A 22,507-nucleotide genomic window follows, 5' to 3' on the forward strand; every position below is an offset into this window, starting at 1 on the left:
ACTAACTTTTCCTCTATAACAAGGTTATGAAAGGTATTGAATATATCATAGACGACCAAGGAGAGAAGACTTCTGTTGTCATTAATTTGAAGCAATGGGGTAATGAATGGGAAGTATTTTATAATCTTCTACTAAAGCGGTCGTTCCCTTCTGAAAGCTGGGTACATGAAGATTCTTTCTCAGAAAAACTGGATCAGGCTTTGCAGTGGAATCATAATCACTCTTCTCAAATATTAGAAATATAATTAATTTGGTAGGGGCAGAGCATTCCTGCGACTATTTATTTGGATCGCTAAGTTTTATATACAGGAATGCTCTGCCCTAAACTTAGGGCGATCGCTGGTTAATTCTCAACTGCGGAAATGGTAATAATCCCCACGATCATCTACAAGACCCTCACCTCTAGCCCCTCTCCCAAAAGGGGAGAGGGGAACAAGAAATTAGTCTTGCTCCCCCTCTCCCCTTTTGGGAGAGGGGGCTGGGGGGTGAGGGCGATATTTATGACTTGGTTTTTCGTTTGCTAGCTGGTTTCCCTGTCTCTTGTTTACTGGTCATTTTGCTGTACATCTCAAACAACTTCTCTAATCGCTCGGTGTCGTTTTTAAACCGCCGCCCGATGTAAATCCGTTCAATGATTTCGTCATTTCTCTCGTGGGCTTGTCTGACTAATGGAAATTCGCTGTCCATTCTGTCGCGATCGTACATATCGGCGATGGTGGCAGGAAAGTAATGCTCTCTAGCTAACAGTATGTCTTCGGCGCAACGGGTGAGGTCGGTTTTGTTTTGTTCGGTGAGGGTGGGGACGGGGAAGGTGTTCCAGCCGAGGGTGTTGGAGTAAGAGAATCGCATTTCTAGCCGCACGCAAACTGTACCGATCCAGACCCAATGGAGGCGTGAGGCGATGAGTGCCATGTTCCAGAGCGGGGCATCGTAGAGAGCATAAAGTTTGTTTGTAATTGTTTCCCATGAATTTAATAAGCCACAAGGAAGAAACTCGCGATTTTCAGATGAAATAGCTGCAACTGTAACGGTTTGCTTTGTTCCAATATTCATCTCACGCATTTGATGATAACGATCAGCTAGAGCATTAGCATCTTTGGCTCGACTATTTAAACGCATTTTACGAACTCCTTCAATCCGTTGTCTAACAGGTTCAATTTTCAAAGCTTCATCTAAGTCTTCATCTTCAATCCATAAGCAATAACGAGATAATCCCCGAATAAATTCTGCTGATCCATAAATTCGTTTGATAAACTTATTTTTTTGCTCTTGGTTCAGCCCTATTCTATTTACTTCATCATAAGAAAGGAGCAAATTACCGCCATCCACAGGTTTATTACCAAAATTCATGGCAGGAATATCGCACAATGGCTTTGCTGCTTTTTCAATAATTACAGTTGCACCCGAAACCAAGTAAGCATTAATATTTTCAGCTTCCTTTACAATAGTTTGATTTTTCTCATCAATAGAAAATAGATATTTAAACTTTCTGGAATGATTAGAAATTCCCACAATAACCACTGTCACCCCAGCATTATGACTCGCTAGATTTGCCCATTTAAAAGAAGTATGAGCAAAAGCAATTTCATGACCAGTTGCAAAAATTAGTGACCAGAGAATTGGTACTTGTTGCCCCTGACAAATGGAATTAGTCGAAACAAATGCCGCCGCCGCTTGGGTTTGGGTTCCATAATCAGCAGCCTTCATAAACCAACCCGCCACATAATCTAGCGACTTCCATAACTTAGTACGTCCATCAAAAATTTGTTTTAAATCATCCTTCTGTTCCTTCGATTGCCAAGTAGAACCCAAATAAGGCGGATTTCCACAAATATAAGTTTCTCCTCCCTCATTTTTAAAATCAATCTCAGCCTCATCCCGCGTCTCTTGCCACAAATCCAAATCCTCACGCTGCACCCTTACCCCCGTTCCCGTTGGCGGACACAGACTCAACCAATCCAACCGCAACGCATTCCCACAAGTAATCCAATTATCACTCTTTAACGGCAAAAACTCCGCCAGCGCCAACATTTGCCCCCGATACAACACATCACACTGATACTCCGCAATAATCAACGCCAACCGCGCCACCTCCACCGCAAAATGCCGAATCTCAATCCCCCGAAAATTGGTTAACGGAATCTCAGACTTGCGATCGCCCTCACCCCGCCGCCGATTGATTTCCGCCTCAATGCCGCGCATCTCCTTATAAGCAATCACCAAAAAATTCCCCGACCCACAAGCAGGATCAAACACGCGAATCTTCGCCATCCGTTGCCGCAAATTCAACAACTTCCGCCCATTGTCCCCCGCCGCCTCCAACTGAGCGCGAAGATCATCAAGAAAAAGCGGATTAAGAACCTTCAAGATATTCGGCACACTCGTATAGTGCATCCCCAAAGTGCCGCGCTCCTCATCATCAGCGATCGCCTGAATCATCGACCCAAAAATATCAGGATTAATCCGCTTCCAGTCCAGATTGCCAATATGCAGCAAATACGATCGCGCAATCTTGCTAAAACGAGGAACTCCCTCACCCCCAGCCCCTCTCCCAGAGCGGGAGAGGGGAGTAAGAGGAGATTCTTGTCCCCCCTCTCCCTCCTTGGGAGAAGGGGTTAGGGGATGAGGGCGATCTACCAATTGAAGACCCTCACCCCCAGCCCCTCTCCCATTAGGGGAGAGGGGAGTAAGAGTCTTTTGTCCCCCTTCTCCCTCCTTGGGAGAAGGGGTTAGGGGATGAGGGCGATCTACCAATTGAAGACCCTCACCCCCAGCCCCTCTCCCAGTAGGGGAGAGGGGAGTAAGAGATTCTTGTCCCCCCTCTCCCGTCTTGGGAGAAGGGGCTAGGGGATGAGGGTTAAACCCCTGCCGTACAATAGCCAACGCCTCATCTAGCCTCGTTTCAACTAGCTCACTGGATACACGAACCACTCTCAAACCCAAGGATTCAAGTAGCTCTTGTCGTTGGCGATCTGCTTCTTGTTGTGAGTCATGCACACCGCCATCCACTTCAACAATTAGCCGTTCTGCCCCACAGAAAAAATCAACAATGAACGCTCCAATTGGCTGTTGTCGCCTGAATTTGCGCCCTTCTAGTTTGCGTCCACGTAGAGCTTGCCAGAGAATGCTTTCACTGGGAGAAGGTTCTTTGCGAAATTGACGCGCCACCTCAATCATTTTTTCTTTAAGAGCAGAAGAAATTTCCCAGTATTCGCCTGAATTAATTCCCTCACCCCCAGCCCCTCTCCCAGTAGGGGAGAGGGGAGTAAGAAATCCTTCTTGTCCCCCTTCTCCCTCCTTGGGAGAAGGGGCTAGGGGATGAGGGCTAAATAGCCCTCCATTCACATAGGGAAACACATTCGCCCAATTACGAATCCCTAACGCCTCGCGTTCCTGTAATGGTGTCGCCATCGCCCGAAACAACTCCGCCAAAACCTCATGGGTATTTTCACCGTCACTCATCTGCGCGATCGTCTGCGTAAACAGCCCATCCCCATGAAAAATATTCGTATCCTCCGCAAAAAAGCAGAAAATCAACCGCGCCATAAAATGATTAAAATCTTCACGGCGATCGCCCTGATCCCAATCAGGATTGTCCTTTAGCAACTCCACATAAAGCCGATTTAGCCGCCCCGTCGCCTTAATATCAAAGGCATTCTCCCGAATCTGCTTAACCGTCGTAATCCCTGCCAACGGCAAGAAAAAGCCAAAATGATCGGCAAATTGAGGATATGCACAGGCGATCGTCTCCCCATCGCCCATACTTTCTGCCTCAAAGTCTTGCCCATCCGTCGCCAGAACAAACTTGACCTTATGCTTGGTCGTGGCTGGACTTGTCCGCAAAGCCGTGAGCGTTGCCCCCACCTCTCCCACATTACAAACCTTAATATGAATGTTATTGCGCTGAAGCACACCACCTAGATCTGACAGATTTGATTCCGCACTTTTGAGTCGCTTGATCGTCGTCGCCTTGTTCCCAAATGCCTCTAAAAAGGCAAAAGGAAACTCGCTAGCATCAAAAGGTGTCTCAGCTAAATTAGAAACTGCTTCTTCAATTTCAACGGCATTCATGGACAGATATCAGTTAAAGGTGATAGGTTACGCGATCGCTCAACCATCCTACATTTAATTCCCACAACCTAGGGCTTCACAGTAGAATAAGAACCCAGTTTTTTGATGGTGCGGCTTTGCCGCACCATCAAAAAACTGGTTCTTTAATGAAAATGAGCTTTCTGGTTTCTGATTTTGGACATGGACATGACAGAGATGTATGATGCCAATGGGCTGACACCTGTCATTATCAAAAAATGTCAAGGATGGCAATTCCCTTTGGGCATGAGTAAGCACAGATTAAATTTTGACTAGAATTTTAGGCAGTATATATAAATCGCCCAAATCCCCATCCGCACTATCAATTTTAGGAAAATATGTTGCAACAAGGACAAAAAATTACGCTCACCATTGATGACCTCGCCGATAGTGGCGATGGAGTGGGTCGTTACGAAAATATTGCCATCTTTGTGCCGAATACTGTCCCTAGCGATCGCATTGTTGCCAAGCTAGAGTTTGTGAAAAAGAATTTTGCTAAGGCAAGCATTGAAAAAATTTTAACGCCATCAAGCGATCGCGTCCGTCCTAATTGCATTGTTGCTGACAAGTGCGGTGGTTGTCAGTGGCAAGCCGTCAGCTATCCTGCCCAACTGCGAACCAAGCAAAACATTGTTCTTCAAGCATTACAAAGAATCGGTGGCTTTGATGCTGATCTTTTAGAAGAACTCATTTCCCCGATTGTCGGTGCGAAAGATAGCTTGCACTACCGCAACAAAGTTACCTATCCCCTAGCTACTGGCAAAGATGGCAATCTTAAAGCAGGCTACTACCAGAAAGGAAGCCATAAGATCGTCAATCTCAATCAATGCCCTGCTCAAGATGAACGCCTCGATCCGATGCTTGCTGAACTTAAAATGGATATCCATAACCAATGTTGGGAAATCTATGATGAGAATGCTCATACAGGCTTACTACGGCATTTAGGACTGCGTATCGGCAGACATACAGGCGAGATTCTGATTACTATTGTCACCCGTGATTGGGATGTACCGAACTTAGGAGTATTTGCCCAGACATGGCTAGAGCGCTATGACAAGGTGGTGGGTGTAATTCTCAATTGCAATCCTGATAAAACCAATGCCATTTTTGGACGTGAGAGCCGTTGCATTGCGGGTAAAGACTATCTTTTAGAAAAATTTGCGGGTCTTACCTTCCGTCTGCGTGGAGATACTTTCTTTCAGGTTTATACAGAGCAAGCAGAGAAGATGTTCAACATTATCGAATCAGAGTTGCAACTAGAAGGAACAGAAGTTCTCTTAGATGCCTATGCTGGTATTGGCACGATCGCTTTACCCCTAGCCGAACAGGTCAAGCAGGCGATCGCGATCGAAATTCAGCCACAGGCTACTGCTCAAGGTAAGCTCAATGCGGAACTCAACGGTATTGATAACGTGGTTTTCCACACTGGTAAAGTCGAAGAATTGATCAGCACTCTCAATGTACAGCCTGATATCGTGATCCTCGATCCTCCCCGCAAAGGTTGTGAACCTGAAGTAATTACCTTTCTCCGCGAAAATGCTCCTGAACGTATTGTCTATGTCAGTTGCAATCCCGCCACCCAAGCGAGAGATCTCAAGTTGCTATGTGAAGGTAATCTCTATCAACTCACTCGCATTCAACCGATTGACTTTTTCCCGCAAACCTCTCACGTCGAAGCGATCGCTTTTTTGGCTAAGGCATAAATCAAAAAAGTCTTGCTGCGTTAAAATACACCAATGACTACTAGGGCACTGGTCAGTAAAGGAGTGAGGGTTAAAATAAAGAGGTAGAGACAAGGAAGCAAAGATGAAATGTCCGCACTGCCAAAGTGAACAGGTGGTCAAAAATGGCAGAGATTACCACCAAGACGGCAAAGCAATCCAAAATTATTTATGCAAAGGATGTGGCAAAAGATTCAACGAACGGACAGGAACAGCGATGTCAAGGCTAAGAACCCCAGCAAGTATCGTGTCCTATGCCCTGAAAATGAGGACAGAGGGGATGGGAATCAGAGCGAGTGGGAGAGTCCTAGAAAAATCGCACACCAGCATCATGAGATGGGAGCAAAAATTAGCACATCAAGCACAGCAATGGAGTCCAGATGCGCCAGCAGGAGGAGAAGTGACTATTGAAGGAGATGAAATTTATACTCGCGTAGGCGAGAACCTTCCCCCCCAGTGAATCAAAAGGGTGGACAGTAGTATTTATCGAACGTAACAGTCGCTATTGGATTGAAGCAAAGGCAGGACAGAAAACCACTGAACTATTTGCAAAAGCAACGAAAACAGCATGGCAGTGGGCACTGGTCAGCTAAATCGTGAGAGACATATTTGAGTCTTTTTTATCGACATGAAATGGACGTTTCAGAACTCATCCCACATTAGCTGACCAGTGCCTTTTTGCTCCCATCTCATGATGCTGGTGTGCGATTTTTCTAGTACTCTCCCACTCGCTCTGATTCCCATCCCCTCTGTCCTCATTTTCAGGGCATAGGACACGATACTTGCTGGGGTTCTTAGCCTTGACATGGCTGTTCCTGTCCGTTCGTTGAATCTTTTGCCACATCCTTTGCATAAGTAATTCTGGATTGCTTTGCCATCTTGGTGGTAATTTTTGCCATTCTTGACTACTTTTTCGCTTTGGCAGTGCGGATATTCCATGTTTTCTTCCAACTCTACCTCATTTATTTTACTCCTCACCCCTTTACTGACCAGTGCCGAGGCATATCAACATAGATCCGCTTGATTAGATGTTCTAGCAAAGTTTTGAGCCGATTTCTAACCTCCTTTTTTTCAGAACGCCCCAATGATTCGATCTCCTCTATCAAGTTTTCCAAGTCTACATGGTCAAAATCCCTAGCCTTGAGCTTGGCTGCAGTTTCCTCAGTCCATAGCAAAAAGTCTGTCTCATATTAGAGAGGCATTGAGAGATTTACGAGTTATCGCCTGTGTCATTTTGATTTAGCTCCTTTGCCATAAAGTCCCAAAAAATTTTTGAAAGCGTCGCTTTCAAAAATTTCTTGGGACTTTGCTTCAGCGCAAAGCACTGTAATTGTAATTATAAAGGCATAGAATATAACTCTGTGTCTTCATCACGAATCAAGCAATCACAATGGACTTCGAGCCAGCCTACAGTCGCTATCCCCTTGCCACGGTCAATCAACGCCTCGGAGCGCTCATCGTAGACTTTTTAAGTTGTTGGTTTATTTCCGAATTAACCGTCTCAATATTATCGATTGACCCTGCTAATCCCCTGCATCTATTTATATTTATCTCGACATGGTTTGTCTTTCGTGTATTTATCGCCGCACGCGCACAGGGACAGAGCTTTGGCAGATGGCTGATCAGCATTCGCGTGATTGATGCGGAATATGGCAAAACGGCTGGACTTGGCGCATTTATGAAGCGAGAGATTTTTGTCTTTGTTTGCTCCATTTTTCTGATTAAAACCATCACCTCGACCCTGATCGTCTTTGCATGGATTCCCTTTGTTGCCGATGCTGCCTTTGCGATCGTTGATAACGAAAAGCGTCAAGCCTTCCACGATCGCATTAGTGGCACGATTTCCATCCAGACCCGCAAAGGCTTTGCGATCGATGAAAAGCTAGGCAAACTCTTTAACCAAGCAGGACAACAAGCAACTAAGCTCTACCAAAGTCGTCAAGAGCGTGATTTATATGAAGATGAATATAGCGCTCCTCGTCCCAAACCTAAGCGCCGCCCTCGCACCAAATCACGCCCACCCCAAGATTTTAATTTTGATCGAGAAAGCGAATTTGATCGGTCTTATCAAGATAGTTACAAAGATCCCTATGCTGAGCCTTTAGATCCGCCCAGAAATGTCTACAAAGGCGATGTGGATGGCTTCGATGATTGGGATAAGGATGATTTTCGTGATGACTATCGTGATGATCTGCGCGATCGCCCTAAGTCCTACGGCAATACTTACGAAAAACCTTACGAAGATGAACCACCAATTAAGCGATCGGCACGTCGTCCCAGACGCAGATAGTTATTAACATATGCGATTCAAACAGAGTTTGCTACCACGATTAATGCAAATTTGAGATAAAGCGTATTGCCAGAGTTTTCTCAGAACTACGTTGTACTTTTTGGGGGTATGTCTATTGTTCCAGATATATACCGTATACGGTATATCGGTTTTTCGGTAATAGGAGGCTATATATAGCAGCCCTAAATCATTTGTAGATTTTTAGGTTTGTAGAAGCGCACCCCACAAGAGTGCGCTTCCACAAACCATTTAGGATTGCTATAAGTGAAGCAACGATTTTGCTAAAAACAATCTTGACTCCTTGATGGTAGGCATCGAAAAGAATCATGCTTAAAACTTTGTAAAGTTTAGTACAATGCTTAACATTCCCTTGGTAAGTATTTATTCTCATTGACATGACATTAGACCAATTTCCTTGGCTTACCGCGATTGTCCTGCTCCCCCTCATAGCTTCCTTGCTAATCCCCATATTGCCAGACAAAGAAGGCAAAACTGTGCGTTGGTATGCATTAGGTGTAGGCATCGCTGATTTTATTTTGATGTGCTACGCCTTCTGGAAAAACTATGATCCGAGCAGTGCAACCTTTCAACTCGCGGAAAAGTACACATGGATACCCCAGTTAGGTCTCAGTTGGGCGGTCTCGGTCGATGGCATCTCTGCACCCTTAGTACTACTTGCAGGACTTGTTACCACGCTATCCATCTTCGCTGCGTGGCAAGTTAATATCAAACCCCGCTTGTTCTACTTCCTCATGTTGGTGCTGTATTCTGCACAGATCGGCGTATTTGTTGCCCAAGATCTCCTGATGTTTTTCATCATGTGGGAAGTAGAACTAATTCCTGTGTATTTGCTCGTTTCCATCTGGGGCGGTCAAAAGCGCCAGTATGCAGCCACAAAGTTTTTGCTTTACACCGCCGCCGCTTCCATTTTTATCTTGGTGGCAGGCTTAGCAATGGCTCTCTATGGCAATAACCTTACCTTTGACATGGCGGAGCTAGCGCTCAAAGAATTTCCTCTGTTCCTAGAGCTTCCCCTCTATGCAGGTTTGTTAATTGCTTTTGGTGTCAAACTCGCAATTTTCCCTCTCCATACTTGGTTGCCCGACGCTCATGGCGAAGCATCTTCACCTGTATCAATGATTTTGGCTGGTGTCCTGCTAAAAATGGGTGGATATGGTTTGATTCGTCTAAATATGGGATTGCTTGAACATGCTCATGTTTACTTCGCACCCGTATTAGCGATGCTAGGCGTAGTCAATATTGTCTACGGGGCAGTAAATTCCTTTGCCCAAACCAATATGAAGCGCCGCCTTGCTTTCTCCTCAGTTTCGCACATGGGCTTTGTCCTGATTGGGATTGCCTCCTTCACTGACTTGGGAATCAGTGGGGCAATGTTGCAAATGCTTTCCCATGGATTGATTGCCTCAGTCTTGTTCTTCCTTGCTGGTGTTACCTACGATCGCACCCACACAATGTTATTGAACGAGATGGGCTACATCGGTAAGGTCATGCCTAAGGTATTCGCTCTCTTTACGGTTGGCGCATTGGCATCTTTGGCTCTTCCTGGAATGAGTGGGTTTGCTAGTGAAATTGCTGTATTTGTAGGCATGACCTCTAGCGATGTCTATAGCTCTACTTTCCGCACAGTTACAGTATTCCTCGCCGCAGTGGGCGTAATTCTCACTCCGATTTATTTGCTGTCAATGTTGCGTCAGATTTTCTACGCCTGTGAGGGTAATCCTACCTGTGATATCAATCCTTCCTGCGATATCTCAGACATTAGTCTTAGATCACAAGGTAACCAAGAAGTAGTTTGTTTCGGTACAAGTTGTGCCTTGCCTAGTGAATCTGACTTTAGTGATGCGAGACCTCGTGAAGTATTTATTGCGGTTTGCTTCTTAGTACCAATTATTGCGATCGGTGCTTATCCCAAGATGGCAACCAATATTTACGATGCGACTACGGTGGTAATTAATTCGCAAATGCGTCAAGCCCATGCTGATGTAGCATCGTCGAAAAAGTCTCCCATCTTAGCTCATCCATCTTCTTTCCCTACACTTTCAGAAGTTAAGGTAAATGCAGTTTTAGCTAACAAGTAACACCAATCTCAAAATGGCAATGCCATTTTTGAGATTAAAATTTTTGTCAAATAATATAAATAGAGAAAGCCTCGCATTGCGAGGCTTTCTCTATTTATATTATTTGAGGCTTTGCGACAGCTATAGATACACTTGATTATAGAGTTTAAGAGTTTTAGGTTTAGTAGTGATTCTTGAATGCAACCAGTTAATGCCAACAAAACGAGTCCTATTTATCAGTAATGGTCATGGTGAGGATTTAAATGCTTGTGAAGTCCTGAAAGCTTTACGACACAAGTATCCCCATGTAGAGACGATCGCTTTACCACTGGTGGGAGATGGTAATGCCTATCGTCGGGCAGGGGTAGAAATCGCGACACCGACTAAAGCGTTACCATCGGGGGGATTTGGCTATATGAGTTTGCGTAAGCAAATTGAGGATTTTCAGTCGGGTTTGCTTAGCTTGACTTGGCAACAAATTAGAGCCGCGAAAGCCTGTGGTCAAACCTGTGATTTTGTATTTGCGACTGGTGATGTGCTACCTGCCATTTTTGCCTACTTGACAGGGTTGCCCTACGCAATATTTTTGGTATCCTCATCAGGTTTTTATGAAAACCGCTTTATTCCGCGTTGGGAATTAGCGCTGATCATGCGATCGCCGCGTTGTCGCCAAATTTTGACCCGTGATGCCTATAGTGCGAAGCTGCTGCAACAAGGGGGATATCAAAATGCTAGTTTTGCGGGCTATCCGATCATGGATGTTTTGGAACCAACGGGAAAGCATTTGCATTTAATTCCAAATGTGCCAACGATCGCTTTGTTGTCGGGGAGTCGTTTGCCTGAAGCTGCGGAAAACTTGGCATTACAATTGCGCCTATGTGTCGTGATCGCCAAAGAGTTTTCACCTAATCCTGTTCAGTTTCGTGCAGCTCTCGTACCCAGCCTGATACCGCAATTGCCTGAACTTGCCACCAAGTCAGGTTGGGAATATATCGATGGCAAATTCTATCAAAGGGATTCTGATATCAGCGTCCTTTGCTTTAGTGATGCCTTTCCTGATATTTTGCAGCAATGCGATCTAGCGATCGGCATGGCAGGAACCGCCGTTGAGCAGGCTGTGGGATTGGGAAAACCTGTAGTTCAAATTATGGGAAATGGTCCTCAATTTTCCTATCGATTTGCCGAAGCACAGGAAAGGTTGCTGGGTCTATCAGTCCAAACCATTGGCAAAAAATCCGCTACACCTGAAATTTTGCGAGAAGCAGCAAAGTGTGTCAAACGGACTTTAGGCGATCGCAATTATTTAGAACGCTGCAAACAAAATGGTTTAGAGAGGGTTGGTACTAAAGGTGGTTCCGAAGGCTTAGCCGATGCGATCGCTAGTCAAATATTTCATGATAGTGCGATGCAGCATTAGTCCTGCAATAGCTTGAGGTACTTGACACCGCAATTTTCATAAATACATCTCGTACAGTTCTGCGGTTTTATTGAGCATAATTTCGCTGGAAAACATTTGTTGATAACGGCTATAGGCATTTTGGGCAAAGAGATCGCGTAGGTTTTGATCGGCAATTAATTCTGTCAGTTTTGCCGCAAGATGATCAGGATCGCGGGGCATGACAATAAAACCTGTTTGGCGATCGCTAACCTGTTCAGCAATACCACCCACACAAGTGCCAACTACGGGCTTACTTTGAGACATTGCCTCAGCACAGGCAAGGCTACAAGCTTCTTGCAAAGATGGCAGTACGAAAATGTCAAACAATTGCATTAGATTTGGTAAGTCATTGAGATAGCCTGTAAAAATTACGCGATCGCTGATACCTAAATCTTGAGCTTCTTGCTTGAGGCTAGCTTCCAAATCACCATTACCTGCAATGACTAGACGGAGATTAGTTTGTCTCGCAGCAAGAGATTGATAGCCACTACCTGTCCCTTGTCCTACTAGAGCAGGAGTTGGCACTGATAGACGGGTGAGCTTGGCAAAGGCTTGGAGTAAGTAAGTTAAGCCTTTCGCCTCCTCAAGACGAGCGGCTGTACCAAGAATGAGTTGCGTCGATGGATCAAGCTGGTATTGGCGGGCAAGACTTGCTGATTTAGCAAGATCCAGAATTGGCTCTTTAACACCGTTATAAATTAAATGGAGCTTTTTCTCATTTAGCCCAAATTCGCGCAAGAGGTTATATTCCGATTCACATACACTAATTACGCGATCGGCAAACCAATTGCTAAACCAGCAAGAACTTTGATAGCTAAGCTGCATATTTGGCTCATGGTAGCCATGCACTGTAAAAATAATTGGCACTCGCCCCAATACCAAACGCACAGGTAGCATCAATTCATGGGCTCCATGAATATGTACAAGATCGATCGCCTGTTCCTGCTGAAGTTCTCTAATACCCGCAATCAGTTCGGGCAAACCTTTAAAAAAATTATGATCCCATTGAGTAAATGCTCTTTGGGCAATTGGTAACGCTCGAAATGCCGCAGCACCGTTACCATCGGGAGCTAATAGGGAGATTTTGTAGCGATCGCGCAATCCTTCAATCAGACTAAGAGCTTGTTTTTCCGTACCACCTTGGTTGAGATAGGGCAAGATAAAAAGAATATGTTTCATTGGTTAAGACTGAGGGGCATTTCGAGAGAATGGGCTAGCAGAAATTCGCGATCGCTTAATATCTGTTTGGTGTTGCCGTCATAGACGATTTTGCCTTCACTCAACACAATCGTGCGATCGCATAATTCTAGAACTAAGTCCAGATCGTGCGTAGCAATTAACTGAGTTTCAGGCAAAGTTTGCAAAAGCTGAATTAATTGACGACGGGATCGTGGATCGAGTTGGGCAGATGGTTCATCAAATACTAAGACCTGTGGCTGCATCGCTAATACTCCTGCGATCGCCACACGTTTCTTTTCACCACCAGATAGGTTATAGGATTGGCGATGTGCGTATTTGGTAACATCGAGACCAACGGCAACTAAAGCTTCTGACACAAGAGTTTTCAAGTCAGTTCCCTTAAATCCTTGATTCATCGGGCCAAAGGCAACATCTTCCCAAACCGTAGGCATAAATAGTTGATCGTCAGGATTTTGAAACACCAAACCGACAAAGTTCCTAATTGCTAACAAATTATTTGGTATTAATAGCATCTCGCCGATCACTATGTCGCCTTGCTGCGGCATGAGAATCCCATTGAGATGCAGTAATAATGTTGATTTGCCAGAACCATTTGCCCCCACGATCGCAACTCGTTCCGTTGCCCCAATCTGGAGACTAATCCCTTTCAAAGCCTGAATACCATCAGGATAGACATAACTGAGGTTTTCAATAAAGATAGGGTTATGGTGCATATATATTCTATTTAGAGTGCGATGCGCTCTAAATAATAAAAACTTGAAAAACTTGACCGACTAAAATAACGATCATAACGCATCCAATCGCAAGGCGATCGCGCCAGTCGCTAGAGCTTGTTTCATTGACTACAGGAATGCCTTGATATCCCCGTGCCAACATTGCTTGGTAAATGCGATCGCCGCGATCGTAGGTACGAATAAATAATACTCCGAGCATATTACCTAACACCTGCCGCTGCCATGCGTGATCTTGTCTGTAGCGATCATAGAGATTTCTTGGGGCAAAGTTTCGGGCAGTTGCCGCACGCCGCATCGCCTTAAATTCATTGGTTAAAACACCAATATAGCGATACATAGAAGCGAGAATACTCACTAATAGTGGAGGTGTTTTGAGGGTAACGAGTGCTTGTAACAATAGAGAAACGGAAGTACTCAGGGTGAGGATATTTAATAATAGTAGAGATAGAAATGACTTAATACTGACACTTACTAATACAGTTAAACCGTAAGTGGTAATCTGCATCCATCGCCATTGCCAGATTACTTCCCCACCACCCCGAAAGAGCGTACCTAAGAGAATAACACTGACAAACGCTAGTTCAATTGCCATCCGCTTTGTCAGTATTCCCCAATCAAATCTGCTCCAATAGATAATCGGCACAATCGCGATCGCATAGATTAACCAAGTCCACCATCTGCCCATTGGTGTTAAGGCGATCGCAAATACTAGTAGGAATACACATAACATACGGGTATGTACTGCCAAACTCGTCCATATATTCAAGCGATCGCTAGGCTGTAGAGATTGGCGATCATTGGTTTCGACAAGGTTAATATGTAGCAGCATAGATTTCACAAAATATAGAAGATTATGCTGACCTCTACGCGATCAGCATAATCTTCTGGGTCTTATCACTGTGATTCAGATTTGCGAGTTGCAAGTTTGCCAATGCCCCATGCTAAGCCAAAGACAACCATAGTACCTGTCACACCTGCAATTGCTGTGGATACTTTTTGATTAGGAATAAATTTAATCGAATATTCTTCAAAAATCTGAGCAAATGGAAGTTGCTTAGTTGGTGGTTCCGCAGCAGCTTTTGATTCAAATTTTAAATCCTGAGAGACCCGATCTAGTCCATCGGGAGACTTACTAGCAAAGGGAGAGAGAAATGCAGCAATACCTAGAGCGCAAGCTAGACCTGAGATTATCCATATACTATTTTTATTCATCTTTATTGATCGTAACCCTTGAAGATTTGTAATTTGGAGAATCGTAAATTAGTTCAGGACGAGTACGCCAGAGAAAGCTTATGACAGCTAGGGTAATGAATGCTTCGCCAATACCAATCATACAGTGCCAAGATAACATTGCAGTTAGCCCTAATACTAAGGGAACAGTATCAGAGATAGCTAGGAGAACTGCACAGACTGCTGAGGCTACAACTAAACTTGACCATGAAGCGATCGCCGTTGCCACACTCATCCCAAGCCAAGTATTTCTGCCCACGAGCGATCGCAAAAGTCGATAGAGATAATAGCCACCAAAGGTTCCAATCAATCCCATAATCGCGATATTTGCACCTAAAGCCGTTAGTCCACCATCCTGAAACATAACTGACTGGACAATAAAAACTACTGACATCACCAGCGAACCAGCCCAAGGACCTAGCAAAATCCCCGCCAGAGTGCCACCTAGCAAATGCCCCGATGTTCCGCCAATAATTGGAAAATTCACCATTTGGGCAGCAAAAATAAAAGCAGCACTAACTCCCATCAAGGGAACAGTACGTTCTTTATATTCTGATTGCACATGACTGAGGGAGAGAGAAATAAGAGCGATCGCTATACCTCCTGTCACTAAACTCACTGGCAAACTGAGATAGCCATCGGGAATATGCATGGCTAAATGAATGGGTAATGAAAACATCTATAATTCTCAAGGTTCTTGAAAATTATAGTAATGATGATGTGTAGGTTTCGCATCGAAAACAACAAAAAAATTAATGGATAGGATGTTCTCACGGCAATTAAATAACGCGAGTTCGGGATAATTTGAAACGTTCTTTGAGAGAGGGTTTGCGTAGCAAACCCTCTCTCAAACCCCAAAAGTAAAAGCCTTGCTTAGCAAGGCTTTTACTTTTGGGGTTTTAAGATTTGGCAGCTTAACCCCAACTGACGTTAAATATATTCGGGCTAATTCTGAATTGACAAATATTCTCCTGTAATTGTCCTGACGGGTTGTGTGATGGGCGGCGATCTCGAGAGATATTTAGAAGCAGGCGCGAATGAATACCTAACTACGCCTGTCAAACTCAAGAACTTAACCAATAGAATCCAGTAATTTTTATATTTTATAGTTGTGCCACGCGGAGCGTGGCACAACTATAAAAATTGCCAGAGATTGCTAGACCTATTGATAACGCTGAAGTAATTCCTCAAGTTTAGTCACAGGCGATCGCGGTGGAAATCTTGGTAATTCCTGCTCCTGTTGGCGATCGTTCAGTACACACAAGACAGGAATTTCGTACTGGTAGCGATCGAACCAGTCTGAGCTAGTGGTGATATCCCTAATCTCTAACTCAAAGACAACCTTTTTGACCGCTTGTAATTTTGTCAGCAAACCCTCACATAAACAACAACCTTGCTTGCTATACAAAATTAATTTCATAGATTTTGATATTTTTTGTTGAATTCACCTTGACTATGTTATATTATTAATCCGTCAGAACGCATAGCTCAGTTGGTTAGAGCACCACGTTGACATCGTGGGGGTCGGTGGTTCGAGTCCACTTGTGTTCATTGTGATTTAGAGATTGTCTGTTTTTTTAAGCGGTATCTAAGCAATTTCTAGCAACTTCTTTTTATTAATTAAATATCCACATATTTTTTATAATGTTAAATAAAAATCATTCTTTTGTATTGATTATTGATATTAAATTGACAGTAAGATTGAAAAAGGTTAGTACCTACAGAATTTCTAGTGACAAAAATTTATGACCAGCCTCAAAAATGCCCTTGAGGAAATCGTTGTCGTAGAGGTACAGGAGCAGATCAAGCACCTGAACCAACAAGCACGCGAAGCAATTAACCTTAGTGAGGTGACTGCCTTTGCCCTTAATCGATTGCCAGTTCTCTACGCAAGTACTAGTCGAGGTTGGTTACAACAGCGTAAACGCGCCCATAATGATTTAAAAAATCAAATTGTCAGTACTGTTCAACATGCACTACTAGGAGTCAAGCGTGATTCTTTGCGACAAGTAACTAAAATTGCTGCTAGCAAAATTGAAACTCCTGCACATGTTTTAACGAAGCTCCAACGTCTTTTTAGTAAGCCATCTCTAATATGGCAAGATGTACCTCAGTCTTTTCAAGAAACCCTTACTTTAGTCACCCATACTCCAGAATATGCGGGTTTAAGTGTTAACGATCGTCGTCGTATTCACGAGATTAAAGGCTATTTACACAGAAAAGAAAATGCTCATAGTCATGCTGATTGGCATACTAATGTGGAATTACCCAATCCTGAACTGACCTCATATATTATTTCTGCTTCTTATTTCCTTATTAACGTTTTAGAAGACCTAGTAAAACAAGAAATCCAAAACCAATTGGTGCATATGGCAAATATGTTGCCACGCAAGGTGGGGATTGATGATGTTGCTGCCTATGTGCTGAATCGCTTGCCTCCTATGTATGCAACTACAGAGCAAGGAGTAATTTGGCAAACTCAGAAAGCGAAAGAGGAGTTATCTAGCCAAATTGAATCAACGGTAATTCAGTCCATGATGACCTTGAGCAAAACACCCCGTCGCCTTGCCGATCCGCTACCATTGCTTAAGTTTGAAGAGGATTGTGAACAGGCAATGAGGGAATTACGCCTCATCTTTCAACGGGATGATATTACATGGCGCAACATCGCTTCTTTAGCAGAATATGCGATCGCACAAGAGCGTCAAGGTATGACCTATTGGCGACAACATTGGCGTATGTTAGGACAGATTTATAGCGAAATGTATCTGAAACCTGGGGATGCAGAATTATCACTTAGCAATAGTAGTGAAGGAGAAATATTAATTATCCGAACCCATACTAAGTCTGCTTTTGGCTGGTTAGCAGATAATCCTAAAAACTTAGGGATTAGTACTTTGCGACTTTTTCCTGCGGTTGCGGCGATCGAACTTTATGCGTCTTTTTTAGATTTCACGGTTAGTTATACCCGTGAAGAAATGGCAGCAGACGGAATTATTTGAGCTACTTAAATAGTGTTTCCCAGTCTAGTAAAGTAAGGTTTTGTTTTCCTGCCGAAGGTAAGAAAACAAAACTCTTTAAGACGATACATAAGGCGGTAAAGTAGAGCCAGATCTAAAAGCTTTTGTATTTTGTCTATGGCTTTTCAACGTGCTAGTGGAATTTTGTTACATCCAACCTCATTGCCCAGCAAATTTGGGATTGGGGATTTAGGAGAGACGGCTTATCAATTTATTGAGTTTTTATCCCGTAGTGGTCAGAAGCTTTGGCAAGTGCTGCCCCTTGGCCCCACAGGATACGGTAATTCTCCCTACATGAGTTTTAGTGCGATCGCTGGCAATCCCTATCTCATTAGTCCAGAGCTTTTAGCGAAGCAATATTTACTTAAAGAAGAAGATTGGGAAGATATTCCTGATTTTGACCAAGATCGTGTTGATTTTGAGACAGTGATACCTTACAAACGTAAGTTATTAGAACTTGCCTATACACGCTTCAAACAGGGTTATGTCGATCAAGATCCCCAACATCATCATGATTTGTATTTAATCCAAGAGCAGTTCAAAAAGTTTTGCTATGAAGAGGCAGACTGGCTCGAAGACTATGTGTTGTTTGTCGCATTGCATGAAGAAAATCCCGAAATCCTTTGGAATCAGTGGGAACCTGCGATCGCCAAACGGGAACCCCAAGCATTGCAACAAAAGCGCGAAGAATTGCATGAGCAAATCGAGTTTCAGAGATTTGTGCAGTTTCTCTTTTTCGATCAATGGTTAAAACTCAAGCAATATGCCAATATGCGAAATATTCGGATTATTGGCGATATTCCCATCTATGTCTCTCATAACAGTGCTGACGTTTGGGCAAACCCTGAAAACTTTGCGCTCGATCCTGAAACCTACGAAGTCACGCAGATGGCGGGAGTACCACCCGACTATTTCAGCGCAACAGGTCAGCTCTGGGGAAATCCTGTCTATAACTGGGATTATCTTCAAGAAACTAATTTTGCTTGGTGGATCGATCGCTTCCGATTTTTAAATCGCTATGTAGATATTATTCGCATCGATCACTTTCGAGGTTTTGAATCATTTTGGCAAGTTCCCGCAGGTGAGGAGAATGCCATCAAAGGTGAGTGGAAGCTTGCCTTGGGAGATGAGCTGTTTACGAAGCTCAATGAAGTAATGGGTGAGTTGCCAATTCTTGCCGAAGATCTTGGGGTGATCACTCCTGAAGTCATCAAATTACGGGATGATTTTGGCTTTCCGGGAATGCAGGTGCTACTATTTGCTTTTGGTGGTGACTCTGGCAACTTTCATTTACCCCACCACTACAGACACAATAGTGTTGTTTACAGTGGGACTCATGATAATGACACCGCAGTGGGTTGGTGGCAACGTTCCAGCAATTATGAAAAGCAATTGTTTTATAAATACGTAGTTGGTTTCGCCACAGGGGAGCCGATTAACTGGGCATTAATCCGCATGGCAATGGCATCAGTAGCTGTAATTGCGATCGTTCCTTTACAGGATGTTCTCGGTTTAGACAACAGCGCACGGATGAATGTCCCAGGTACAGCTACAGGTAACTGGGGCTGGCGCTATAGCGATCCCGATTTACTAAATCAAGATCTTAGCGATCGCTTGTTGGATGTGACCCAACTCTATAGCCGTTAAAAAAAAAGGTGTGACACGAAGTGTCACACCTTTTTTGAGTCTTGGGAAACTTGACACAAAATTTGGTATGAGAATATATAACTATCATTAACCAATTTCTCAAACGATTCCCATAAGGTCGTTCTGCTCTAAAAACAATGTCTTCCCTCGCTTTTGAAGCTTTATTCATTATTTTGCTGATTATTGCCAATGGTGTATTTTCGATGTCTGAGCTAGCCATTGTTTCAGCTCGAAAAGTACGCCTAGAACAATGGGCAAAAGAAGGAAATGCAAAAGCTAGAGCTGCTTTAAGGCTAATCAGCTCACCCAACAATTTTTTGTCAACCACCCAAATTGGCATTACTTTAATCGGAATTTTGAGTGGTGCTTTGGGTGGCACAACTGTAGCAAAGAGCCTTGAAAGGGTATTAGATACTATACCTCTGGTAAAACCCTATAGCGAATCTCTTAGCTTTGCGATTGTGGTAGGACTTATTACTTACCTATCGCTAGTCGTGGGTGAACTTGTACCCAAGCGACTAGCAATGAGTAATGCTGAGCGCATTGCCTGTAGTGTTGCCCCACCGATGCGATTTCTTGCGAATATTGGTACTCCGATCGTTTATTTACTTAGTATTTCCACTGAAGCCCTACTCAGCTTATTGGGAATTCAGGCAAATGAAGAAGCGCAAGTCACTGAAGAAGAAATCAAAGTAATGATTGCTCAGGGCGCAGAGTCAGGGATGTTTGAAGAAGCAGAGCAAGATATGGTGGAGCGGGTATTTCGTTTAGGCGATCGCCCCATCAAAGCTCTGATGACTCCCCGCACCGAGATTGACTGGATTGATATCGATTCTCCATTTGAAGAAACACAACGCGAAGTTTTAGAGAGTGGTCATTCGCGATTTCCAGTGGCTAGAGAAAATCTTGATGACTGTGTAGGAATTGTTGATATTCGTGAATTTCTAAATGCAAGTATTCACGGAACGCCTATAGATCTCTTAAAAGTTAGTAGTCCTCCTCTGTATGTAGCTGAAACTGCTAGTGCTTTAAGTGTATTAGAGCAATTTAAACAGTCGGGTGATCGCGTTGCTATGGTGACTGATGAGTATGGTGGTGTCGAGGGAATGGTAACTCTCACTGACCTACTTGAAGCAATCGTGGGTGATTTGCCATCAAGCGATCGCCAAGGTGATCCCGATGCAATTCAAAGAGAAGATGGTTCTTGGCTAATTGATGGAATGATTTCTAGCGATCGGCTCAAAGAGATTCTTGAAGTCGAAGATCTCCCATATGAAGAGGAACGCAATTACCATACTCTCGGTGGACTGATGATGACTTATCTCCGTCATATTCCTATGGTTGGCGAACATTTTACATGGGAGAGAATCCGTTTTGAAGTTGTGGATATGGATGGCAATCGAGTGGATAAAGTGTTAATAAATTTATCGCCACCTGTATCACTACCAGATGAAGATCTCAAAAACAACTCCAAAAAATAGCCATTTTGCAATTCTAAAACCCTTATTGAGTGTATTTTTTAATTTGCAAAACGTGAATTTGATATAGCTACTGCGTAAAAGAAGCAAAACGGGAAGAATCGCTAAGTGATTCTTCCCGTTTTGATCTTTTGCCCAACTGATGCTAAAGAGAGCGCATGAAAAGCGATCGCACTCCTTGATATTTTCGGTAGTGCTAAATAGGTAAGAATGGGCGGCGCTAAGCACCGCCCATTCTTACGATAATCCTTTCCTTTTTAGGACTACCAGATTTTCTTTGTATGTGACAGAAAAATACTGTATGGTATTTAAGTACGGTATTCCCGCAGCAATACCGTGGATTATTTTCTTAGAGATGCGCTCATGAGTTTAAGTCAAAATCCTTTCAGCAATTTGAAGTTGCTAGCCAAGGCGATCGCTCGAATATTTGTCCGAATATTTATAGATCTCCCAAATATGTTCACTCACAAATATCAACAGGAGAATAAATGGAAAAAATGGGGACGTAAATTTGTCTCTTTCTTCTTAGTGGGTACGTTAATTAGCTTCACTATGGCAGCTTGCACAGGCATAAAATCTAATGCAAACAGTCAAAAGGATGTTGAACTAACCCTAGTTTCCTTTGCTGTCACTAAGCAAGCCCACGCAGCTATTATTCCCAAATTTGTGGAAAAGTGGCAAAAAGAACATAATCAAAAGGTTGTATTTAATCAAAGCTATGGTGGTTCAGGTTCACAAACCCGTGCCGTCATCGACGGTCTAGAAGCTGATATCGTTCATCTTGCCCTTGCCGCAGACACCGCAAAAATTGAAAAAGCAGGACTAATCGATAAAGGTTGGGAACAAGAATTTCCCAATGAGTCAATTGTTTCTAAATCTGTTGCAGCACTAGTAACCCGTGAAGGCAATCCCAAAGGTATTAAGGATTGGGCAGACTTAGGAAAAGATGGTGTTAGCCTGATTACTGCTGATCCTAAAACTTCTGGAGTGGCTCGTTGGAATTTTCTTGCTCTATGGAATGCTGAATTCAAGAAAGGTGGTAGTGATGCAAAAGCTGAAGAAGCACTAGTTAAAGTATTTAGGAATGTACCAATTTTGACTAAAGATGCTAGAGAAGCAACCGATGCCTTCTTTAAGCAAGGTCAAGGGGATGTATTAATTAACTATGAAAATGAGGTTGTTCTTGCTTCCCAAAAAGGACAGAAGGTCAGCTATGTTATTCCTGATGTGAATGTTTCAATTGATAATCCCATTGCGGTGGTGGACAAGAATGCTGCAAAGCATGGGACAAAAGAAGTCGCTGAAGCATTTGTCCAATTTTTATATACACCAGAAGCACAAATTGAGTTTGCTAAACTTGGGTTCCGTCCCGTTGAGCAGTCTGTAGCTCAAGAGAAGCAATTTGTCGATCTTTATCCCAAAGTTAAAGAACTCGCAACCGTGAAAGACTTTGGCGGCTGGGATGAAATCAATAAAAAGTTTTTTGCAGATGGTGCAGCCTTTGACAAGATTCAATCAAAAATCAAGCGTTAAGGTTCTGCGATTGTTGAATAAGGAAGCAAAATTAAATATAAAACTCTAA

General features: G+C 43.4%; 17 protein-coding genes, 1 tRNA gene and 2 pseudogenes. 11 read left to right on the forward strand and 9 right to left on the reverse strand.

Going from position 1 to position 22,507, the window contains the following annotated elements:
- Nucleotides 1-26: 26 nt before the first annotated feature.
- Nucleotides 27-245, forward strand: coding sequence for a hypothetical protein (locus NMG48_RS16695; protein ID WP_271252588.1), 219 nt, complete (start codon nucleotides 27-29; stop codon nucleotides 243-245).
- Nucleotides 246-498: 253 nt separating this feature from the next.
- Here the strand turns inward: NMG48_RS16695 and NMG48_RS16700 are convergent, their stop codons facing one another.
- Nucleotides 499-4,071 (reverse strand): DNA methyltransferase, encoded by a 3,573-nt coding sequence (locus tag NMG48_RS16700; RefSeq protein WP_271252589.1) that lies wholly within the window; start codon nucleotides 4,069-4,071, stop codon nucleotides 499-501.
- Nucleotides 4,072-4,427: 356 nt separating this feature from the next.
- On the opposite strand from NMG48_RS16700, the gene rlmD reads away from it, so the two are divergent.
- Nucleotides 4,428-5,792, forward strand: coding sequence for a 23S rRNA (uracil(1939)-C(5))-methyltransferase RlmD (gene rlmD, locus NMG48_RS16705; protein WP_271252590.1), 1,365 nt, complete (start codon nucleotides 4,428-4,430; stop codon nucleotides 5,790-5,792).
- Nucleotides 5,793-5,895: 103 nt separating this feature from the next.
- Nucleotides 5,896-6,388 (forward strand): annotated as a pseudogene (locus NMG48_RS16710) (transposase); the annotation flags it as partial.
- 97 nt (nucleotides 6,389-6,485) lie between these two features.
- On the opposite strand, the pseudogene NMG48_RS16715 reads toward NMG48_RS16710, so the two are convergent.
- Both NMG48_RS16715 and NMG48_RS16720 read right to left on the reverse strand, forming a co-directional pair.
- A pseudogene (locus tag NMG48_RS16715) lies at nucleotides 6,486-6,749 on the reverse strand (transposase); the annotation flags it as partial.
- Nucleotides 6,750-6,784: 35 nt separating this feature from the next.
- A complete protein-coding gene (locus NMG48_RS16720) occupies nucleotides 6,785-6,985 on the reverse strand; it encodes a DUF29 domain-containing protein (protein ID WP_271252591.1) in 201 nt (66 codons plus the stop codon).
- 215 nt (nucleotides 6,986-7,200) lie between these two features.
- Here NMG48_RS16720 and NMG48_RS16725 point away from each other — a divergent pair, with 215 nt between their 5' ends.
- From NMG48_RS16725 to NMG48_RS16735, 3 genes are all read left to right on the forward strand, one after another.
- Nucleotides 7,201-8,100: an RDD family protein gene (locus NMG48_RS16725; RefSeq protein ID WP_271252592.1), complete on the forward strand. Its 900-nt coding sequence runs from the start codon at nucleotides 7,201-7,203 to the stop codon at nucleotides 8,098-8,100.
- Nucleotides 8,101-8,495: 395 nt separating this feature from the next.
- Complete coding sequence (locus NMG48_RS16730; RefSeq protein WP_271252593.1) at nucleotides 8,496-10,199, forward strand: NAD(P)H-quinone oxidoreductase subunit 4; 1,704 nt, start codon at nucleotides 8,496-8,498, stop codon at nucleotides 10,197-10,199.
- Nucleotides 10,200-10,389: 190 nt separating this feature from the next.
- Nucleotides 10,390-11,595 (forward strand): lipid-A-disaccharide synthase-related protein, encoded by a 1,206-nt coding sequence (locus NMG48_RS16735; protein ID WP_271252594.1) that lies wholly within the window; start codon nucleotides 10,390-10,392, stop codon nucleotides 11,593-11,595.
- 36 nt (nucleotides 11,596-11,631) lie between these two features.
- On the opposite strand, the gene NMG48_RS16740 is transcribed toward NMG48_RS16735, so the two are convergent.
- The 6 genes from NMG48_RS16740 to NMG48_RS16765 form a co-directional block, all read right to left on the reverse strand.
- Nucleotides 11,632-12,795 (reverse strand): glycosyltransferase family 4 protein, encoded by a 1,164-nt coding sequence (locus tag NMG48_RS16740; RefSeq protein ID WP_271252595.1) that lies wholly within the window; start codon nucleotides 12,793-12,795, stop codon nucleotides 11,632-11,634.
- On the reverse strand, nucleotides 12,792-13,529 hold the full coding sequence (locus tag NMG48_RS16745; protein ID WP_271252596.1) for an energy-coupling factor ABC transporter ATP-binding protein: 738 nt from the start codon (nucleotides 13,527-13,529) through the stop codon (nucleotides 12,792-12,794). The genes NMG48_RS16740 and NMG48_RS16745 overlap by 4 nt, the downstream gene beginning before the upstream one ends.
- A 28-nt stretch (nucleotides 13,530-13,557) precedes the next feature.
- Nucleotides 13,558-14,376 (reverse strand): cobalt ECF transporter T component CbiQ, encoded by an 819-nt coding sequence (gene cbiQ / locus NMG48_RS16750; RefSeq protein WP_441339195.1) that lies wholly within the window; start codon nucleotides 14,374-14,376, stop codon nucleotides 13,558-13,560.
- A gap of 68 nt (nucleotides 14,377-14,444) precedes the next feature.
- The gene (locus NMG48_RS16755; protein ID WP_271252598.1) at nucleotides 14,445-14,762 is read right to left on the reverse strand and encodes a PDGLE domain-containing protein; all 318 of its coding nucleotides are present in this window, start codon (nucleotides 14,760-14,762) and stop codon (nucleotides 14,445-14,447) included.
- Nucleotides 14,755-15,459 carry an energy-coupling factor ABC transporter permease gene (locus NMG48_RS16760; protein WP_271252599.1) on the reverse strand — a complete coding sequence of 235 codons (705 nt, stop codon included), beginning with the start codon at nucleotides 15,457-15,459 and terminating at the stop codon, nucleotides 14,755-14,757. Before NMG48_RS16760 ends, NMG48_RS16755 begins: the two co-directional genes overlap by 8 nt.
- Nucleotides 15,460-15,942: 483 nt before the next feature.
- Entirely contained in the window at nucleotides 15,943-16,200 is a 258-nt protein-coding gene (locus NMG48_RS16765; protein ID WP_271252600.1) for a glutaredoxin family protein, read from the reverse strand.
- Nucleotides 16,201-16,257: 57 nt separating this feature from the next.
- Between NMG48_RS16765 and NMG48_RS16770 the strand changes: the two genes are divergently transcribed.
- The 5 genes from NMG48_RS16770 (at nucleotide 16,258) to NMG48_RS16790 (ending at nucleotide 22,458) form a co-directional block, all read left to right on the forward strand.
- Nucleotides 16,258-16,331: transfer RNA gene (locus tag NMG48_RS16770), tRNA-Val, on the forward strand.
- 194 nt (nucleotides 16,332-16,525) lie between these two features.
- Nucleotides 16,526-17,782 carry a late competence development ComFB family protein gene (locus NMG48_RS16775; protein ID WP_271252601.1) on the forward strand — a complete coding sequence of 419 codons (1,257 nt, stop codon included), beginning with the start codon at nucleotides 16,526-16,528 and terminating at the stop codon, nucleotides 17,780-17,782.
- Between the two features lie 135 nt (nucleotides 17,783-17,917).
- Entirely contained in the window at nucleotides 17,918-19,447 is a 1,530-nt protein-coding gene (malQ, locus tag NMG48_RS16780; protein WP_271252602.1) for a 4-alpha-glucanotransferase, read from the forward strand.
- A 137-nt stretch (nucleotides 19,448-19,584) separates the two neighbouring features.
- Nucleotides 19,585-20,928: a hemolysin family protein gene (locus NMG48_RS16785; RefSeq protein WP_271252603.1), complete on the forward strand. Its 1,344-nt coding sequence runs from the start codon at nucleotides 19,585-19,587 to the stop codon at nucleotides 20,926-20,928.
- 453 nt (nucleotides 20,929-21,381) lie between these two features.
- The gene (locus NMG48_RS16790) at nucleotides 21,382-22,458 is read left to right on the forward strand and encodes a sulfate ABC transporter substrate-binding protein (RefSeq protein ID WP_345961285.1); all 1,077 of its coding nucleotides are present in this window, start codon (nucleotides 21,382-21,384) and stop codon (nucleotides 22,456-22,458) included.
- The last annotated feature ends 49 nt before the right edge of the window (nucleotides 22,459-22,507 follow it).

The organism is Pseudanabaena sp. Chao 1811 (assembly GCF_027942295.1).
Taxonomy (GTDB): Bacteria; Cyanobacteriota; Cyanobacteriia; order Pseudanabaenales; family Pseudanabaenaceae; genus Pseudanabaena.

Coding starts and splice junctions, on each gene's coding strand:
- NMG48_RS16740 (WP_271252595.1), bottom strand. CDS start 12,795: ATGAAACATATTCTTTTTATCTTGCCCTATCTCAACCAAGGTGGTACG.
- NMG48_RS16765 (WP_271252600.1), bottom strand. CDS start 16,200: ATGAAATTAATTTTGTATAGCAAGCAAGGTTGTTGTTTATGTGAGGGT.
- NMG48_RS16745 (WP_271252596.1), bottom strand. CDS start 13,529: ATGCACCATAACCCTATCTTTATTGAAAACCTCAGTTATGTCTATCCT.
- NMG48_RS16725 (WP_271252592.1), top strand. CDS start 7,201: ATGGACTTCGAGCCAGCCTACAGTCGCTATCCCCTTGCCACGGTCAAT.
- NMG48_RS16790 (WP_345961285.1), top strand. CDS start 21,382: ATGTTCACTCACAAATATCAACAGGAGAATAAATGGAAAAAATGGGGA.
- rlmD (WP_271252590.1), top strand. CDS start 4,428: ATGTTGCAACAAGGACAAAAAATTACGCTCACCATTGATGACCTCGCC.
- NMG48_RS16775 (WP_271252601.1), top strand. CDS start 16,526: ATGACCAGCCTCAAAAATGCCCTTGAGGAAATCGTTGTCGTAGAGGTA.
- NMG48_RS16695 (WP_271252588.1), top strand. CDS start 27: ATGAAAGGTATTGAATATATCATAGACGACCAAGGAGAGAAGACTTCT.
- NMG48_RS16755 (WP_271252598.1), bottom strand. CDS start 14,762: ATGAATAAAAATAGTATATGGATAATCTCAGGTCTAGCTTGCGCTCTA.
- NMG48_RS16735 (WP_271252594.1), top strand. CDS start 10,390: ATGCCAACAAAACGAGTCCTATTTATCAGTAATGGTCATGGTGAGGAT.
- NMG48_RS16700 (WP_271252589.1), bottom strand. CDS start 4,071: ATGAATGCCGTTGAAATTGAAGAAGCAGTTTCTAATTTAGCTGAGACA.
- malQ (WP_271252602.1), top strand. CDS start 17,918: ATGGCTTTTCAACGTGCTAGTGGAATTTTGTTACATCCAACCTCATTG.
- NMG48_RS16730 (WP_271252593.1), top strand. CDS start 8,496: ATGACATTAGACCAATTTCCTTGGCTTACCGCGATTGTCCTGCTCCCC.
- NMG48_RS16785 (WP_271252603.1), top strand. CDS start 19,585: ATGTCTTCCCTCGCTTTTGAAGCTTTATTCATTATTTTGCTGATTATT.
- NMG48_RS16760 (WP_271252599.1), bottom strand. CDS start 15,459: ATGTTTTCATTACCCATTCATTTAGCCATGCATATTCCCGATGGCTAT.